This window comes from Shewanella sp. NKUCC06_TVS (assembly GCF_019345515.1).
Lineage (GTDB): Bacteria > Pseudomonadota > Gammaproteobacteria > Enterobacterales > Shewanellaceae > Shewanella > Shewanella oncorhynchi.
This window is the reverse complement of the sequence record NZ_JAHKQX010000017.1, coordinates 115,217-131,218: the sequence shown is the minus strand read 5'-3', so window position 1 is coordinate 131,218 and position 16,002 is coordinate 115,217. Positions and strand designations below refer to the sequence as shown.

At 44.0% G+C, this 16,002-nt stretch carries 13 protein-coding genes and 1 pseudogene; 9 read left to right on the top strand and 5 right to left on the bottom strand.

Annotated elements, in window-relative coordinates; all coding sequences use genetic code 11:
* The first annotated feature begins 97 nt into the window (after window positions 1-97).
* Window positions 98-2,062 carry an LTA synthase family protein gene (locus KO531_RS18100; protein ID WP_219251889.1) on the top strand — a complete coding sequence of 655 codons (1,965 nt, stop codon included), beginning with the start codon at window positions 98-100 and terminating at the stop codon, window positions 2,060-2,062.
* A gap of 99 nt (window positions 2,063-2,161) precedes the next feature.
* Here KO531_RS18100 and KO531_RS18095 read toward each other — a convergent pair whose 3' ends face one another.
* Window positions 2,162-2,719 carry a hypothetical protein gene (locus KO531_RS18095; protein ID WP_173248241.1) on the bottom strand — a complete coding sequence of 186 codons (558 nt, stop codon included), beginning with the start codon at window positions 2,717-2,719 and terminating at the stop codon, window positions 2,162-2,164.
* A gap of 61 nt (window positions 2,720-2,780) precedes the next feature.
* The gene (gene bioH, locus KO531_RS18090; protein ID WP_219251888.1) at window positions 2,781-3,575 is read right to left on the bottom strand and encodes a pimeloyl-ACP methyl ester esterase BioH; all 795 of its coding nucleotides are present in this window, start codon (window positions 3,573-3,575) and stop codon (window positions 2,781-2,783) included.
* A 32-nt stretch (window positions 3,576-3,607) separates the two neighbouring features.
* On the opposite strand from bioH, the gene KO531_RS18085 reads away from it, so the two are divergent.
* From KO531_RS18085 to nfuA, 7 genes are all read left to right on the top strand, one after another.
* On the top strand, window positions 3,608-4,390 hold the full coding sequence (locus KO531_RS18085) for a ComF family protein (protein WP_219251887.1): 783 nt from the start codon (window positions 3,608-3,610) through the stop codon (window positions 4,388-4,390).
* A gap of 177 nt (window positions 4,391-4,567) precedes the next feature.
* Complete coding sequence (locus tag KO531_RS18080; protein ID WP_219251886.1) at window positions 4,568-5,314, top strand: helix-turn-helix transcriptional regulator; 747 nt, start codon at window positions 4,568-4,570, stop codon at window positions 5,312-5,314.
* Window positions 5,315-5,316: 2 nt separating this feature from the next.
* Window positions 5,317-5,994 (top strand): response regulator transcription factor, encoded by a 678-nt coding sequence (locus KO531_RS18075; protein WP_219251885.1) that lies wholly within the window; start codon window positions 5,317-5,319, stop codon window positions 5,992-5,994.
* Window positions 5,981-7,225, top strand: coding sequence for a HAMP domain-containing sensor histidine kinase (locus tag KO531_RS18070; protein WP_219251884.1), 1,245 nt, complete (start codon window positions 5,981-5,983; stop codon window positions 7,223-7,225). The genes KO531_RS18075 and KO531_RS18070 overlap by 14 nt, the downstream gene beginning before the upstream one ends.
* Before the next feature lie 174 nt (window positions 7,226-7,399).
* Window positions 7,400-8,164: an outer membrane protein OmpK gene (locus KO531_RS18065; RefSeq protein ID WP_219251883.1), complete on the top strand. Its 765-nt coding sequence runs from the start codon at window positions 7,400-7,402 to the stop codon at window positions 8,162-8,164.
* 92 nt (window positions 8,165-8,256) lie between these two features.
* Window positions 8,257-10,005: a urocanate reductase gene (gene urdA, locus KO531_RS18060; RefSeq protein ID WP_219251882.1), complete on the top strand. Its 1,749-nt coding sequence runs from the start codon at window positions 8,257-8,259 to the stop codon at window positions 10,003-10,005.
* A gap of 239 nt (window positions 10,006-10,244) precedes the next feature.
* Window positions 10,245-10,823 carry a Fe-S biogenesis protein NfuA gene (nfuA, locus tag KO531_RS18055; protein WP_168827206.1) on the top strand — a complete coding sequence of 193 codons (579 nt, stop codon included), beginning with the start codon at window positions 10,245-10,247 and terminating at the stop codon, window positions 10,821-10,823.
* 83 nt (window positions 10,824-10,906) lie between these two features.
* Here nfuA and KO531_RS22605 read toward each other — a convergent pair.
* Window positions 10,907-12,844 (bottom strand): annotated as a pseudogene (locus KO531_RS22605) (S9 family peptidase).
* Between the two features lie 80 nt (window positions 12,845-12,924).
* Entirely contained in the window at window positions 12,925-14,292 is a 1,368-nt protein-coding gene (locus tag KO531_RS18045) for an MATE family efflux transporter (RefSeq protein WP_219251881.1), read from the bottom strand.
* Window positions 14,293-14,314: 22 nt separating this feature from the next.
* On the opposite strand from KO531_RS18045, the gene KO531_RS18040 reads away from it, so the two are divergent.
* Complete coding sequence (locus tag KO531_RS18040) at window positions 14,315-15,361, top strand: polysaccharide deacetylase family protein (RefSeq protein ID WP_219251880.1); 1,047 nt, start codon at window positions 14,315-14,317, stop codon at window positions 15,359-15,361.
* On the opposite strand, the gene KO531_RS18035 is transcribed toward KO531_RS18040, so the two are convergent.
* Window positions 15,362-15,994: an SCO family protein gene (locus KO531_RS18035; protein WP_173497969.1), complete on the bottom strand. Its 633-nt coding sequence runs from the start codon at window positions 15,992-15,994 to the stop codon at window positions 15,362-15,364. It lies immediately after the preceding gene.
* Between the last annotated feature and the right edge of the window lie 8 nt (window positions 15,995-16,002).

Below are 16,002 nucleotides of genomic sequence, written 5' to 3'. Positions count from 1 at the left end.
TAAGCAAAATCGGTTGTCATAGCACAGCTTATTCACCGATTTTTCAAATTGACACTCCAAAGCAGAGTGGCTCTTTTTACACGTTTTGGGGTAACACATGCAATCTGGTTTATCACCTCGCGGGCGAAACAATGCCCATGGGCCTTTTCGCGCCATCTTTATCTTTTCGTTATTAGTGCTTTTCATTGCCACCGCGAGCCGTATCGCTTTAGGGCTGTGGCAAGCCGATCGCGTGGCCGCTGTTGATGGTTGGTCGCATCTCTTAATCCAAGGTTTACGCGTCGATATCGCTACCCTGTGCTGGTTATGGGGTATTGCTGCCTTAGGGACTGCATTATTTTCAGGTGATCATTTTATTGGCCGTCTGTGGCAGCCGATTTTGCGGGTGTGGTTAACTGTCGGTCTGTGGATAATGCTGTTTTTAGAAGCATCGACCCCCGCCTTTATTGAAGAATACGGTTTTCGTCCGAATCGTTTGTATGTGGAATATCTGATCTACCCGAAAGAAGTGCTTTCTATGCTGTGGGCGGGTCGTAAGCTTGAGCTTATTTTCTCAATATTATTAACCATAGGTACACTCTGGGGCGGTTGGGTTCTCAGCGGTAAACTGACGAGAAACCTGCGCTTTCCACGTTGGTATTGGCGTCCAGTATTAGCGTTAATCGTTATCGCAATTACGATATTAGGTGCCCGTTCAACCTTGGGTCATCGTCCGCTTAACCCCGCTCTGGTGGCCTTTGCTGACGATCCATTAGTGAACTCTTTAGTTATTAATTCTGCTTATTCCTTGGTGTTTGCCATCAAGCAGATGGATAGTGAAGAAGATGCTTCTAAAGTGTATGGCAAGCTAGATAACGCGGAGGTTATTGCAACGATTAGGCAGGAAAGTGGTCGCCCTGAAAGTGCCTTTACTTCAACGGATATCCCATCACTGAGCTTTAACCAAGCCAGTTATACTGGTAAGCCAAAGAACTTAGTGATCCTATTGCAAGAGAGCTTAGGCGCACGTTTTGTCGGCAGTTTAGGTGGGTTACCCCTGACACCGAATATCGATGCCTTGTCTAAAGAAGGTTGGTATTTCGATAATTTGTACGCTACTGGTACACGATCTGTACGCGGAATCGAAGCCGTGACAACAGGTTTTACGCCAACGCCAGCTCGCGCTGTGGTGAAGCTAGGTAAGAGCCAAGTTGGCTTTTTCAGTATTGCTGAATTATTTAAAAATCATGGTTATACAACGCAGTTTATTTATGGTGGTGAGAGCCATTTCGACAATATGCGTAGCTTCTTCTTGGGCAACGGCTTTAGTGACATCATAGATCAGAAAGATTACAAATCTCCAGCCTTTGTGGGCTCGTGGGGCGCGTCAGACGAAGATTTAATGCGCAAGGCCAACAGTGAGTTTGAGCGTCTGCATAGTGAAGGTAAGCCTTTCTTTAGTTTAGTGTTTAGTTCGAGCAACCATGATCCATTTGAATTCCCAGATGATCGTATCGAGCTTTACGAACAACCTAAGCAAACCCGTAATAATGCGGCGAAATATGCCGACTATGCGGTTGGTGAGTTTTTCAAATTGGCGAAAAACGCAGACTATTGGAAAGATACGATTTTTATCGTGGTTGCCGACCATGACAGTCGAGTGGGTGGTGCGGATCTGGTGCCAGTATCGCGTTTTCGTATTCCGGGATTAATTCTTGGGGATAATGTTGCGCCAAAACGCGATCATCGTATTGTGAGCCAGATTGATTTACCGCCGACTTTGTTATCCTTGATTGGTATTTCAGACTCTTACCCTATGCTGGGCCGTGACTTAACTCAGGTCAGCGATGATTGGCCAGGGCGTGCTCTGATGCAATACGATAAAAACTTTGCCCTGATGGAAGGTAAAGATGTGGTCATTCTGCAACCAGAGAAAGAGGCACAGGGTTTCGAATATAATGAAAAAAACGAGCAGTTAACGCCTTATCCACCCGCTGCTGCCGCGCTAGAGAAGAAAGCCTTAAGTTGGGCATTGTGGGGCAGTTTGGCCTACCAGCAAGAGCTGTATCGTTTGCCTAAATAAGCGTTAAACAGAATGGAAAATGCCGCTATTTTTAGCGGCATTTTTGTTTATCATTCAGGTTAATTTTGTGCGCAAACGGATTCATACGATTGGAATAGGTTAAATCCACGTCGACATAATAGATTCTTGCTCTGGCTGAGTCTGTTGTTGATAGAACTGACTAATGCGTTGCCCAAGTTGTTGATAAAATTGACTCGATTCGCCTTGAAGCGATTGCCTTGCCGTACTGCTGGTATTCGCTTTGGCGTTACTGCTGGCATAATTTGCCGCACCTTGACTGACCTTTAAGCGTATATCCTTACGTTGCAGTGCCGCTTGGCCTCTTGCTGCAATTTTTAGCGTTTTAGGTAAAACACGCTCGGCCACTACAAGGGGCGCTTTTTTCTCTTGCTGTTGTTGGTTCTGTTGCTGTGAGGATTGCTGTTGCTGCTGTTTTTCTTGAACTTGTTGCTGATTATGCTCGAGCGTTTTCGCCTGTTGTTGAGCTTGATCCGCAGTGCGTTCATTCTGTGGATTAAAGGCGCGTTCTTCGTGACCTTTAGTTGCCGCTTGTGGTGGGATGACCACAGGTTTCAGTTGGTTGTCGACCCGAGCCGAGTCCGTCGCGACATTACTGGTCGCTAGCGGGACTTGGGGGTAGTTACTGACAACTAACATGGGAAATTCCTTGGCACATTAATGGTTAAATACTAGTCATTAATCGCTCAAAGATAAAGCGTTAACGTGTCTGTAACGTTAACCAAGGCATAAATACTTGCAAAAACTCCTGCTGATGGGAAATAAAGGGCGCGTGAGAGGCTTTGGCGAGCATCATATCCTCACTTTGAGCTGTGATGGGCATTTTAGGTGGTACGCGTTTGGGCACTAGCCCGTCGAGTCGGCCCCAGATCCTTAGCCAAGGTTGTCGCAACTCTATCAGTTGCTGCCTTAAGTCGACGTCGGTTAGCATATTTAGGCCTTGAGTTAAGGCTCTGGTATTGGGTAAAGGACGTGCGAGGACAAGATCGCGCAGTTGTTTGATATCTTCCTTGGCGGTTTCGCTACCCATGGCTTGAATCGCCAGAAATCTCTCTATAGTTTTAGGTAAATTTTGGCCGAGTTGTTCTCTAAATTGATGAAGGACTTGTGGCGGAATGCCCGGCCATGCTTCGTCTTCCCTTGCCATAAAGCAAGGGGATGAGGCAATAGTAATCAAGCCTTTGATTTTTTGCGGATAACTTAACGCTGCCTGAGTCGCAACGAGTCCACCGAGTGACCAGCCGGCCCAAATAGCGTGTTCAGGCAATGCAGCGACTAAGGTATCGACCCAGGTTGATAGGCCACCTTCAACCATTTGGCTATGGCCAAAGCCCGGCAAGTCTACATAGTGCACCCTATACTGAGACAGTGACTCATGTAATGGCGTAAACACAGCGCTATTCACTCCCCAACCGTGAAGCATCACCAGATCTGGCCCTTGGCCGCTGATTTCAATATGCAAATTTGCTTGGTTTGTGGATGTCACTTGGCTCACTTGAGTGCCTCAAAAATGGATTAGGTGAATGTATGCCGCACTTTGTCAAAAGGATTTGGCCGCAATCTGCTTTGCGGATAATGCGTTTAGGCTATCAACTCGGTACAAGGTGGTTGGCGGGCAGTTTACCTAACCGTTGCCTGCTGTGCCACCAATCCATATCACTTCCCGAGACTGGCATTTGTGCCGTTTGTCTTCAATCTGGCTTATATCATGGGCCTATTTGCTTAGGTTGCGGTAAGTCGATGCAAATAGAAGTCGATTATTGCGGTGAATGCCAAAAGCGCCAGCCACGTAAAGTCATTGCACCTTGTAGTTATCATCAAGGTTTGGGGGCTTGGGTTGGTGCGATTAAATATCAAGGTCAACTTGCCGCTTTGCCCGTGCTGTGTCGCGCCTTAGTGGCACGACTTAAGGTATTAGAACAGCAAGGATTAATCTCGCTGCCTCAAGCGATAGTGCCAGTTCCATTGCATCCAAAACGTTTGCAACAACGGGGATTTAATCAGGCTTGGTTAATTGCCCATGAGTTATCACAGCTCTTGCAACTGCCGTTAGTGAGCGAAGGGTTAACGCGCCAACAAGACACTCGACCGCAGGCGGGGCTTTCGGGGGCGCAGCGACGACGCAACTTACATGATGCCTTTATGTTAGCGGATGATTTTGCGTTCCAACGTGTTGCATTGGTGGATGATGTGGTGACCACCGGCACTACAGTCTCTGAAATTGCTCGCTTATTCGAAGCGCGTTATGTGCATGTTCAAGTATGGTGTTTGGCAAGGGCAGAGGCGCCAGGCTTGTTGGATGATATTTAAAAAGGTTAAAAGCATTGCTCCATTATATCTTTGTGTATGTCAAAATTATGTCAAAAATACTGCGTAAAAATGAATAAGTTTTAATTTTGCGACAAGATGTAAGTATCTGTATCAATGGGTTTTGTTTATTTTTTGTATTGAGATACCTTTCTATGTTATTTCGTTTGGAGGGTATTTATGGACGCTAAACTGGCGCGATCAAATGCAGATACGGCATCAACGCTGAAGGACGTTATTCAGGCGATAAACTACTCTTTGAAGCTACATGGTTTTTGTGGTTTCTGGTTTCAAGGAGTTCCACATTGTGCGTATGAAAATTATCACTTTCCAAAAGATACCAATCTGTTCTCTCCTACGGCACTAAGAAAACCTATCGCCAGCATAGCTTCTTCCCCTGTTATGGCTGAATTACAGCGTTTTTATTTAAATCAGATAGCCTCTCATGATTTCAATTTTGGTTTTTCATTGGATACTTCAAAATCTTATATGTATAGATTCACGAGTGAAAAAAATGATAAGACCAGCCTACTGTTTAGTAAGCATAATATTCAAAGTGTTTTGAGCTGGCCCATCTCATTCCACTCTAATCGTCATTGGGCAGGCCGGTTTATACTACTTAGCCATCTTAGTGCTTCGGAGGTGGTGTTAGAGGGATTGGCAGGCACTTTAAAGGAAGCTCAGAACAAGCTTTTTGAATGTAATAAACAATTGTTCAATCCATTTCTACAAAGCTCTCTGCTTAAAGATAATGCGAGAGATATCCTACTTATGGTCGCAAACGGTCTTCAAAACGACGAAATTTCAACTCAGCTCCCGATAAGTGTCAGAGGAGTTGAATATCATATGGAATCCATGCGTAAGAAATTTGGGGCTACAAATAGAGCAAATTTAATCCATTTAGCCCATCAATATGAGTTGATCTAAATATGTTGATATTACTGGTTGAAGATAATCGACTTCTTTCTAACAACATCATTCAATATCTTGAATTGAGTGGTATAGAGTGTGATTACGCTTTCAACCTGGCACAAGCGGATATGCTCATTAGTCAGCAGCAGTTCGACGCTATTATTCTCGATCTAAATTTGCCGGATGGTGATGGGATTGAAGCCTGTGAACGCTGGAAAGCACAGTGCATTACCTCACCAGTAATCATGTTAACTGCACGTAGTAGTCTGAATGATCGCTTGAGTGGGTTTGCTGTGGGCGCGGACGATTATTTAGTAAAACCCTTTGCAATGGAGGAACTGGTCGCGCGATTGAAGGTGGTTGCTCAGCGTCGTCCCGCGCCCCAAAGGTTGACTATTGGCGACCTAGAAATCGATTTTGCAAACCACATGGTGTATCGGCAAGGGCAACAGCTGGCTTTGTCTAAAACCGGATGGCAGATCCTGGCTTTATTAGCTAGGCGTAGTCCAGAAACGGTGAGTAGAGAAGAGATTGAGCGAATGCTTTGGCCCGACAGTACACCTGATAGTGATAGCTTGCGCAGCCATATTCATCTTTTGCGCCGAGTGATCGATCGCCCCTTTGAACGGCAAATATTACATACGATTCGTGGCGTCGGTTTAAGCCTTAGAGATGATATCAATGCAAGCGCCTAAACTTAGCCTCAAGCGTAGTTATCAAGTGTGGGGAGTTATTTTTCTATTAATAACCTTAGGTGTAAATAGTTTTATCCCGCTTTGCATGATGTGTGCAGGTATGATTTCTATGCATGAAGTCACAATGCACAATGCAGGGCAAGCGGCCGAAGCATTACTGAAGCTGGCGGAGCCAACTCAGCAATCATTACTTCATCAACCACTTCTAAAAACCGATAACTTAACAGTCTATCCTCATTGGCGAGATATTCCGCTGCAAATTCGTGAGTTAAGTAACAATGAAGTCTTAACTGATGCGAGCACAATTCACTATGAGCATGCAGAAGGTCCCATTGTTAACGCGTTAAGTGTGTACTACACCCAAACTGGCCAGCCGCTCTACGTTTGGCTGCAGTTTAGTGTTACCCATGATTTGCACTTTGCCCCTAAAAATATGACGGCGATCTTGCTGCTTGTCTTGATAACCTTTTGTGCCAGTGCAAGCTTAGCGTTTTATATGCAAAGTAAAGTGATTACGCCTGTTCATCAAATTAGTCATGCGATTAAACAACATGATTGGGAAGGAGGAGGAAAACTGAGTTTACCAGAACAAGAATATGCTGAATTAAAAGCTATTGTTGATGCTTTAGATAACTCGATTTTACAACTTCAGGAGGCTCAGCAGCGAGAACTCAATTTTTTACGTTTTGCTAGTCATGAGTTACGTACGCCAGTCGCCATATGCCAATCTTCATTCGAAATCCTCGCATTACAACAAGGTGAGCTTACGGGGGCAACTCTGTATGCTTCCCAAGCGACCAATCAAATGAAGTCACTCATTGAAACCCTACTATGGTTAACTAATAAAGAGTGTTCAAACCTAGAAAAGGAAAACGTAGCATTATCGCCTTTACTTACCAGTATTATCGAGGAGCAGCAACGGGTACATGGTTATGAGCAAAAAATTCAATTATTATGTGACGATACTTGCTTGCCAGTTCAGCTTCATCCGCTAAAAATCATATTAAGCAATTTATTAAGGAATAGTATTGAGCATGGTGGGATGGATATTCGCATTACTCAAGATGCTTGTTGTATAGAAATAATCAATTCCTACAATAGTAAGGGCCGCCATGGATTTGGTTTAGGGCTTTTACTAGTGAAACGTCTCGCTAATCAACTGGGTTGGATTTTTACTCGCTCATCTGCAAATAATTTATTTACAGCTAGGCTGGTCATATCTAATAACTAAAGAATGGGAACTATAGATTTACTGCATTAAACCACACACTTTTAAAATGCAAAAGCGCCGTTGGGCTTAGATCACATAGTCATCATGCTATTCGTAGTAACTTTATTATATAAAGTTTACTGGTCGATAAGTATTTTAAAATACTTCCTAGAATACATGATTGAGAGGGGCTCTATGTGTAAAAAAAGTGTGGCATCTATTTTAGTCAGTGCAATTATTTTTAGTGGTTCAGTATATGCTGATGTGAATAAAACGAGCGTGGATTTAGGTTATAAGTTTTATACTAGTGCCGCAAAAAATGATAACCCAGGTGTTTTTAATCAACCTTTTGTAAAGTTGAATCATTTAGGCATTGCTGATTGGGGTACTTACTTTGCTAATCTTAAGCTCGAAAACCCTGCTGAAATCGCGGAAAATCAGAAGAACCTTGATGGTAAAACTACCATTAAGTCATTATTGATACTTGAAAATAAGCTGGGAGAGTCGCAGTTCAACTTCTGGACTCAGAACTTTATCTCTGCGAGTGAAACGCTAGTTGAAGATAATCTTTACTTAGGTATTACCCATAATGCAAAAATTCAAAATTTATCACTAAACTATGGTGTCGGTTTAAATTATACCATTGGTAGCTTTTCCCCCACATCAGAGAAGTTTAATGATCTGTCAGGTTATGCCATGGTTTTAAATGCAAAGTACCCATTTGAGTTGCTAGGTTTAAAAAATAGTTTAAGTTTGAATTATGAAGCACAAATTGATAGGGATAAAGCGCATCAATCATTATTTTCATATGACAGCTATGGCCATCAGATAATTACAACATTACAAACAAGCCTCACAGGTTCAATATTTTCAAAGTTATATATCACCCATTATGATAGCTGGGGTTCGCAATATAATGATGGGATTGAATACGGTATATCTGTTGGTTATCAGTTTTAACGGTTTATCAAATAGGTTGAATTTTTGATAAGTAGAATCTCATTTAATTTGATGCTGTTCTAGTTTTCATTAAAAATAATAAGGGAATTGTAATGCATTATAAAAAATCCATTATTGGTATTGCTGCCACGGCAACAGCAATTATTGTCGGCTGTCAAGTTACCCATCAAATAGTAAAAAGCCAGGGAACCGCTCAAGGCAAGCATGGCGAAGTGCAGGTCGAAACCACATTCAAAGACGGACACATTGTGGCGATTGATGTACTAAAGCAAAAGGAAAATAAGGTCCTTGCTGGTGCCGTATTTAAAGATGTTAAACAGGCAATTATTGATAATAACTCTATCGAGGTTGACGGTATTGCAGGCGCAACCGTAACGTCTAAAGCGCTTAAAGAAGCTGTGGGTAAAAGTATTGAAGCCGCAGGTGTTACGTTAGTTGTTGTCGCTTCAGCTAAAAAAAATGAAGCATTAACACCAGCAGAATATACCTATGATGTGGTGATTATTGGCTCGGGTGGTGCAGGTTTCAGTGCTGGTTTAGAGGCTATGGCCGCAGGCCGCTCCGCCGTTATTATTGAAAAGATGCCTATTATCGGCGGTAATTCTTTGATTTCTGGCGCTGAGATGAATGTGGCCGGTAGTTGGGTGCAAAAAAATATGGGAGTTACCGATAGCAAAGAGCTGTTTATTAGCGACACGCTAAAAGGCGGCGATTTCAAAGGTGACCCTGAAATGGTTAAGACCATGGTCGATAATGCGGTTGATGCTGCTGAGTGGTTAAGGGATTACGTCAAAGTAGAATTTTACCCAGATCAATTATTTCAGTTTGGTGGACACAGCGTGAAACGTGCGCTTATCCCTAAAGGTCATACCGGAGCAGAGGTGATCAGCAAGTTTTCTATTAAAGCTGAAGAAGTAGGCTTACCAATTCATACCAACACTAAGGCTGAAAAGTTAATTCAAGATCAAACGGGCAGAATTGTGGGTGTAGAAGCGATTCATAATGGCAAAACGGTAACCTACTATGCAAAACGCGGTGTTGTGATTGCCACAGGTGGCTTCTCGTCTAACATGGAAATGCGTAAAAAATATAACCCAGAGTTAGATGAACGTTATGGCAGCACTGGTCATTCAGGTGGTACTGGTGACGGTATTGTGATGGCAGAAAAAATACATGCAGCAGCTAAAAATATGGGATATATCCAGTCATATCCTATTTGTAGCCCAACCTCGGGTGCGATTGCCTTGATTGCAGACTCTCGCTTCTTTGGTGCGGTGTTAATCAACCAGAAGGGTGAGCGCTTTGTTGAAGAATTGGAACGCCGAGATGTGATTTCACAGGCCATTCTAGCCCAACCAGGCCGTTATACTTATGTGCTCTGGAACCAAGCTATTGAAGATGTTGCCCATACTGTTGAAATGCATCAAGGTGAACTGAAGGAATTCACAAAAGACGGGCTAATGTATAAGGTCGACACCTTAGAAGAAGCCGCTAAAGTCTTTAATATTCCTGAAGATAAGCTGTTATCAACGATTAAAGACGTTAATCGTTATGCCGCAACAGGAAAGGATGAAGCCTTTAATCATCGCTCAGGATTAGTCGATTTAAGTAAAGGACCTTATTGGATTTTAAAAGCGACACCTTCTGTGCACCATACAATGGGTGGGCTAGCGGTTGATACACGTACTCGTGTACTTGATGAACAAGGAAAGGTGATTCCGGGCTTGTTTGCTGCGGGTGAAGTGACTGGTTTAACCCATGGAACCAATCGACTCGGTGGAAATGCTTACACTGATATCATTGTCTTTGGTCGTATCGCGGGACAAGAAGCGGCTAAATAGTTTGTATTTTATGTCTGGCTTAAAGCGACCCAATTGGGTCGCTTTTGTTTGTAAATGATGCAGTTCACTCGCGTACAACACATTCGTTTAAAGCTTGTTTATGATGAATAAATCGTGATCGCTATGGCAAAAATCCATAAACTTGCTATCCAAAGGACTACAAAGCGAAGGTGAGTCGGAGTATCATACGGCTAATTCTTACTAAAACACTCAGGTATCCCCTGACGGAGCAGGTTTTCATGATTACCATTTCCGATGCGGCTCAAGCCCATTTTGTTAAGTTGTTAGCAGATCAACCTGAAGGCACTCATATTCGCGTATTTGTGATCAGTCCTGGTACCTCGCAAGCCGAGTGTGGTGTGTCTTATTGTCCACCGGATGCAGTGGAAAGTGATGATATTGAAATCGAGTTCACTGGCTTCAATGCTATGGTCGATGAGAAGAGTGCACCTTTCCTTGAAGATGCCACTATCGATTTTGTGACTGACCAATTAGGTTCACAACTCACGCTCAAAGCACCTAACGCAAAAATGCGTAAAGTGTCTGGTGATGCACCTTTAGTCGAGCGTATCGAATACGTGATCCAATCTGAAATTAACCCTCAGTTAGCTGGCCATGGTGGTAATATCATGCTGGTTGAAATTACCAAAGAAGGCGTAGCCGTACTGCAGTTCGGCGGTGGATGTAATGGTTGTTCTCAAGTTGATATCACCCTGAAGGATGGTATCGAAAAACAATTGTTAGACATGTTCCCAAGTGAGTTGACTGGCGTACGTGACGTGACAGATCACCAACACGGTGAACATTCTTACGCTTAATCTTGTTTGTTAAGCTGAATGAAAAACGCGACCTTGAGTCGCGTTTTTTATATTTGGCTTTCGCTTTAAGTGCAGTTGTTAAGTTATAACTTAGGGTTGAGATTATCAGCTAAGAACTTATCTAAGGCTTTAAAAGTCGCGAGTCTGTTGTCGTTATTGCTCAGGTAATGATCACCATTTTCCAACTCAATATACTCCACTGGTTTATTTAGTGATTTGAGCTCGTCATACATTTCTCGGCTATGTTGAACCTTAACGACCCTGTCTTTATCGCCATGAAGCAGTAATACTGGGATGTTAATTTTATCTGCTTTACTGATAGGTGATCGCTCATAGAGGGCATCGAGATCATCTCCTATTTGCTCTTTAACCACTTCATAGTTGGTATGTCTGCGGCTTGATTTTACTAGGTAGGCCACATCGGTCACACCAGCTACACTGATGGCGCAACGGTAAAGATCGGGAGTCATGGCAGCCCCCATTAAGGCCGCGTAACCACCATAACTCGCACCGGCAATACAAATGCGTTTGGGATCGCTAATCCCTTGCGCTATTAGGTAACGAGTCCCGTCTTCAACATCGTTTTGCATTTCGAGCCCCCAGTTTTTTAGGCCAGCCTTCATAAACTCATAGCCGTAACCTGCCGACCCCCTGAAATTCATTCGAAATACTGCATAACCCCGATTAGCGAAAAACTGTGCCCAATAGTCAAAGTCGTTACTGTCGTAACTGATCGGGCCGCCATGGGGGAAAATAATCGTCGGTAGCTGTTTAGCTTCGAGTCCCTTTGGCACTGTTAGGTAAGCATCGATTTTGAGCTTATCCCTTGCTTCGTAAGTTAGATGTTGGGTGTTGGCGAGTAGCTCACTATTGAGCTTGCCGTATCTGTTCGCGATGGGATATAACGTTTTTTCGTCCCTATCGCCGAAATAATAAGTGCCAGGCTCGGTTGAGCTGGTGGAATACACTATGTAGCGGCGTTCATTTGCACTGAATTGAGTAATATAGTTGTGAGCATCGGGTAATACAGCCTTAAGACCATTTTGTAGTCCGACATATTCTGTTTCCTAGAAGGTGTATTCCTCGCCGTCGCCTTCACTGATACCAATGACTTTTTTCTTTAATTGCGAGTAGAGTAAATCCCCTTCGACGTCAGTTGCTTCATTGGCGTAAACCAACTCTTTTGTAAGATTAGGGTCGGTCAGGTTCACTTTAAAAATGGCTTCGAAACCTTGGTGATAGGCGCGAACGTAGAGGATATTAGGGTCTGCATCAAAACCTAATGGCCAAACAGTGTCCTCAGAGAAGGCTTTAAAGGTCCAAAGCAAGCGTGAATCACTCTTTTGCTCGGCCTGTTCATAAATGCGGTACTCAGTATCATCGTTGTAGATAGAAATTCGGACTTTGTGCTGCCTGTCGGTAATCCAACTTATAATCTTCTTTTTAGCATTTTGGGTGTAACTGGATTTCCCCTGCGCTAAATTGACTTTCAGAACGCTGTCTTCGCCTACGTTTTCGCCCATTCCGTCTAATGACAGTAAAATATTATCGGGATCATCTGGCATAAGATCGATAATTTGCCCCTGATGTTGCGGGATCCAATTAAGACGGTCTAAGACGCTGCGCGGAAGGACACTCGAGGTCTTTTTCGTGGTCAAATCATACTTAACAAGGCGGGTTTCGGTTGTAGGTGTACCGTAACGGTTAGCCGGAAACTTAGCACTGATCAGTAAGATATTATCGTTTGCCCACTGCAGAGACAGGATGACAAATTTTTGATTATCCGTGTGCAGCGGAATGCTTTTTTCGCCTGTTTCTATATCTTGGATACTAACGACAGTACCTTTGAGTTTGGCTTGATCGACCCGTACAACAGAAGCGATTTTTTTGCCATTAGGCGAGAGCTGCACAGAGCTAACATCTGGGATGCTTGCAAAGGCTTCAACGGGTAATTGTGGCGCAGTGTTGGCAACCGTATAGTTACATAGCCACAGCAATAGCAGCGGTAAAATCCTTTTCATTATCGATTCACATCTTCGTTACAATTGTAAAATCAACATAATAATGATTTTGAGATTAGTAAACTACTGTCTTTACAGATTTATTTATGTAAAAAGGCCTGACTGAAATAATAATGCCCTGCGAGCGTTAGGCTTCTGACGATCATAAAGACACTCATCGCGGCCCAGAGGGCATGGTTGCCTTGCTCTGGTAGTAATAGCTGCTGCAGTAAATACCATGTTGGGAAAAACGCGCCAAAGGTGGCGAGTATCATGCTATTGCGCATCACTTTTCCTTTAGCGGCACCTATGTAAACACCATCGAATAAATACGAGCTAAAGGACCATAAAGGCAAGAATATTAGCCAGATAAGATAGGTTTGCGCAGTGGCTCTGACCTCATTAATACTGGTCAATAACGCGATAATATTACTGCCAAAAAGACTAAATACAGCGCAGAATCCTAGTGCCGTTATGGCCGACCAGCACCAAGCTAAGATCACAGCTTCCCTTAATTGTTCTGCCTGTTTTTGCCCATAGGCTCGACCGACTTCTGCCTCGGCATAATAGGCTATACCATCTAGAGCGTAGGAGATTAATAGCAGTAAATTCAATAACACGGCATTGGCCGCAACGGTATTATCACCTAGACCTGCACCATGGAATGTCATAAAGGCAAAAGCTGCCTGCAAACAGAGGCTGCGGACAAAAATATCTGTGTTGAGCCTCAGTAATTTGCCATAACCCGTTAAGGTGACATGGGGGAATAGCTGAGATAAGTGAAACTCGGGTGCGCGCTTGAGTTGTTGTAACACCATAGTGAGTGCGACTGAGAAAGCGGTGATATCGGCAAATACTGAGGCGAGGGCAGCGCCTTTAACGCCCCAACCCAAGCCGAGGACAAACACCACATCGAGAATAATATTGGCAAGGTTGGCTAAAATCAACTGCCACATGGCGGCTTTAGGTTGTTGTCGCCCTAAGAGCCAACCTAACATCACTAAATTGAGCAGGGCGAAGGGCGTTGACCAAATTCGTACCTGAAAATACTCGCGGCAATAGCGCTCGACTTCGCTACTCGCTTCGGATAATCCTAACGCTAAATCCAATATCGGGACTTGCAGTGCGATAACGCCTGCGCCCAATAACATCGCTAGCATAGCGCCTTGGACTAAGAGCTTGTGCTGGGCGTGAAGATCGTCAGCACCAAAGGCTTGCGCGACTAAACCTGTCGTCGCCATACGCAAAAATCCCAATAACCAAATGATTAATGTGATAATCGTTGACCCGACAGCGACTCCCCCTAAATAATAGGCCTCACTCAGATGACCTATAACAGCCGTATCGACTAAGCCCAACAGCGGGATAGTGATATTGGAGAGTATCATCGGCAGGGCGAGCGCCAGTAACTGGCGATTTTTCGCGCCGTTGAGCATGAGGTCGAGCCAAGTTGATTTAGCAGTATTCATTAATTTCAGAGGTGTTCACATTATGGTTAAACGTGTGCTGTTGGCACTCATAGGGCTAATGACGTTTTCTGCCCATGCCGTGGTCATTCTGCAATATCACCATGTGTCAGAAACCACTCCGGCGGCAACCAGCGTTACGCCCGCGCAATTTCGTGAGCAAATGCAGTTTCTCGTCGATGACGGCTTTAAGGTGATCCCGCTTTCTAAAGTGGTTGAAGCGATCAAGCAAAAACAAGATTTACCCGCTAAAACAATCGCAATTACCTTCGATGATGGTTATCGCAGTATAGCGACTACGGCGCATCCTATCCTAAAGGAATTTGGATTCCCCTACACCTTGTTTGTGGCAATTGAGCCGATTAAACAAAAGGTTACCGAGATGATGACTTGGGATGAACTCATCACATTATCCAAGGAAGGCGCCGATATTGCTAATCACAGTTGGGCGCACGAACATTTGATCCGCGCCTTAGAAAATGAATCACAGGCGCAGTGGTTAGCGCGGATAAAAGCCAATATCTTAGATACAGAAAAGGCGATTGCAGATGCCACTGGGCACAATTTTAAAATGCTGGCGTATCCCTACGGTGAGTACAATCAAGCGTTGCAGGATATGTTAACTGAGAACGGCTTTGTCGCTTTTGGGCAACAGTCCGGTGCCGCCGGGCCCTATTCGCCATTAACGGCCCTGCCGCGTTTCCCCGTTGCTGGACAATATGCTGACCTAAAAAGCCTTAAGGCAAAGTTATACAGCTTAAATATGCCTGTGATTGCACAAACCCCAAGTGATCCTGAGTTAAAGGGTGGCCATTGGCGTCCTGAGCTTAAAGTGACCCTCGATATGAGTGATATCTCTGCTAAGCAAGTGATGTGTTACATCCAAGGTCAAGGCTCAAAACAGCCGACTTGGCTCAATGAAAACGAGTTTAGTGTTCAAGCGGATTTAGCCTTGCCCGCGGGGCGCTCGCGTTATAACTGCACAGCGCCGAGTAAGGCGCGCAATGGCTACTATTGGTTTTCTCAGCCTTGGGTAAGACCAAAGGACGATGGCTCTTGGGTTAAAGAGTGATCAGCGGCTAGGTTTGTATTGCGCCACTATTTTTTCAAAATCGCTAATTAATTTATCATTTAATACCTGCGGCGGTTTGCCTAACGCTGCCGTAGGTTTAAATACCGCAACTCGCGTTCCCTGCGGCGACACCAACACATAACCCGCACTATGGTCGACTTGGTAATTTTCTCCTTCACCCACCATGGCATAAGTGAGTCCTAAGCTGCGGGTGAGGGGAAATATCTGCGTTTGTTCACCCGTTACCGCTTTAAACTCTGGATTGAAAAAATTCACATAGGTCAGGAGTTTATCCTGTGTGTCCCGTTTGGGATCGACGGATAAAAACACTACCTGCAATGGCGCTATTTTGTTTAGATCAGGATAAGCCGCCGCAAGTTTATTTAAGGTCGTAGGGCAAATGTCGGGACAAAAGGTAAAACCGATAAAAAATAAGCTCCATTTCCCCTGCAAACTGGCATTGGTAAAAGCTTGCTTGTGTTGATCAACCAATTCAAAGGGCGCTAATTCATAGGCCTGTGGAAACAGAAAACCGCTCTCTAACTCGATAGGTTTTGGGGGATTAAATTTCACCGCAAATAGGCCGCCAAGACCGAACAACAAAATGGCGATGACTAAAATTCTTTTCTGCATTATTCGCT

What these genes read in the sequence shown, in the direction of transcription:
- KO531_RS18100 (WP_219251889.1), top strand. Translation starts at nt 98, where the DNA reads ATGCAATCTGGTTTATCACCTCGCGGGCGAAACAATGCCCATGGGCCT.
- KO531_RS18045 (WP_219251881.1), bottom strand. Translation starts at nt 14,292, where the DNA reads ATGAATACTGCTAAATCAACTTGGCTCGACCTCATGCTCAACGGCGCG.
- urdA (WP_219251882.1), top strand. Translation starts at nt 8,257, where the DNA reads ATGCATTATAAAAAATCCATTATTGGTATTGCTGCCACGGCAACAGCA.
- KO531_RS18085 (WP_219251887.1), top strand. Translation starts at nt 3,608, where the DNA reads ATGCCGCACTTTGTCAAAAGGATTTGGCCGCAATCTGCTTTGCGGATA.
- KO531_RS18075 (WP_219251885.1), top strand. Translation starts at nt 5,317, where the DNA reads ATGTTGATATTACTGGTTGAAGATAATCGACTTCTTTCTAACAACATC.
- KO531_RS18070 (WP_219251884.1), top strand. Translation starts at nt 5,981, where the DNA reads ATGCAAGCGCCTAAACTTAGCCTCAAGCGTAGTTATCAAGTGTGGGGA.
- KO531_RS18035 (WP_173497969.1), bottom strand. Translation starts at nt 15,994, where the DNA reads ATGCAGAAAAGAATTTTAGTCATCGCCATTTTGTTGTTCGGTCTTGGC.
- KO531_RS18065 (WP_219251883.1), top strand. Translation starts at nt 7,400, where the DNA reads ATGTGTAAAAAAAGTGTGGCATCTATTTTAGTCAGTGCAATTATTTTT.
- nfuA (WP_168827206.1), top strand. Translation starts at nt 10,245, where the DNA reads ATGATTACCATTTCCGATGCGGCTCAAGCCCATTTTGTTAAGTTGTTA.
- KO531_RS18040 (WP_219251880.1), top strand. Translation starts at nt 14,315, where the DNA reads ATGGTTAAACGTGTGCTGTTGGCACTCATAGGGCTAATGACGTTTTCT.
- KO531_RS18080 (WP_219251886.1), top strand. Translation starts at nt 4,568, where the DNA reads ATGGACGCTAAACTGGCGCGATCAAATGCAGATACGGCATCAACGCTG.
- KO531_RS18095 (WP_173248241.1), bottom strand. Translation starts at nt 2,719, where the DNA reads ATGTTAGTTGTCAGTAACTACCCCCAAGTCCCGCTAGCGACCAGTAAT.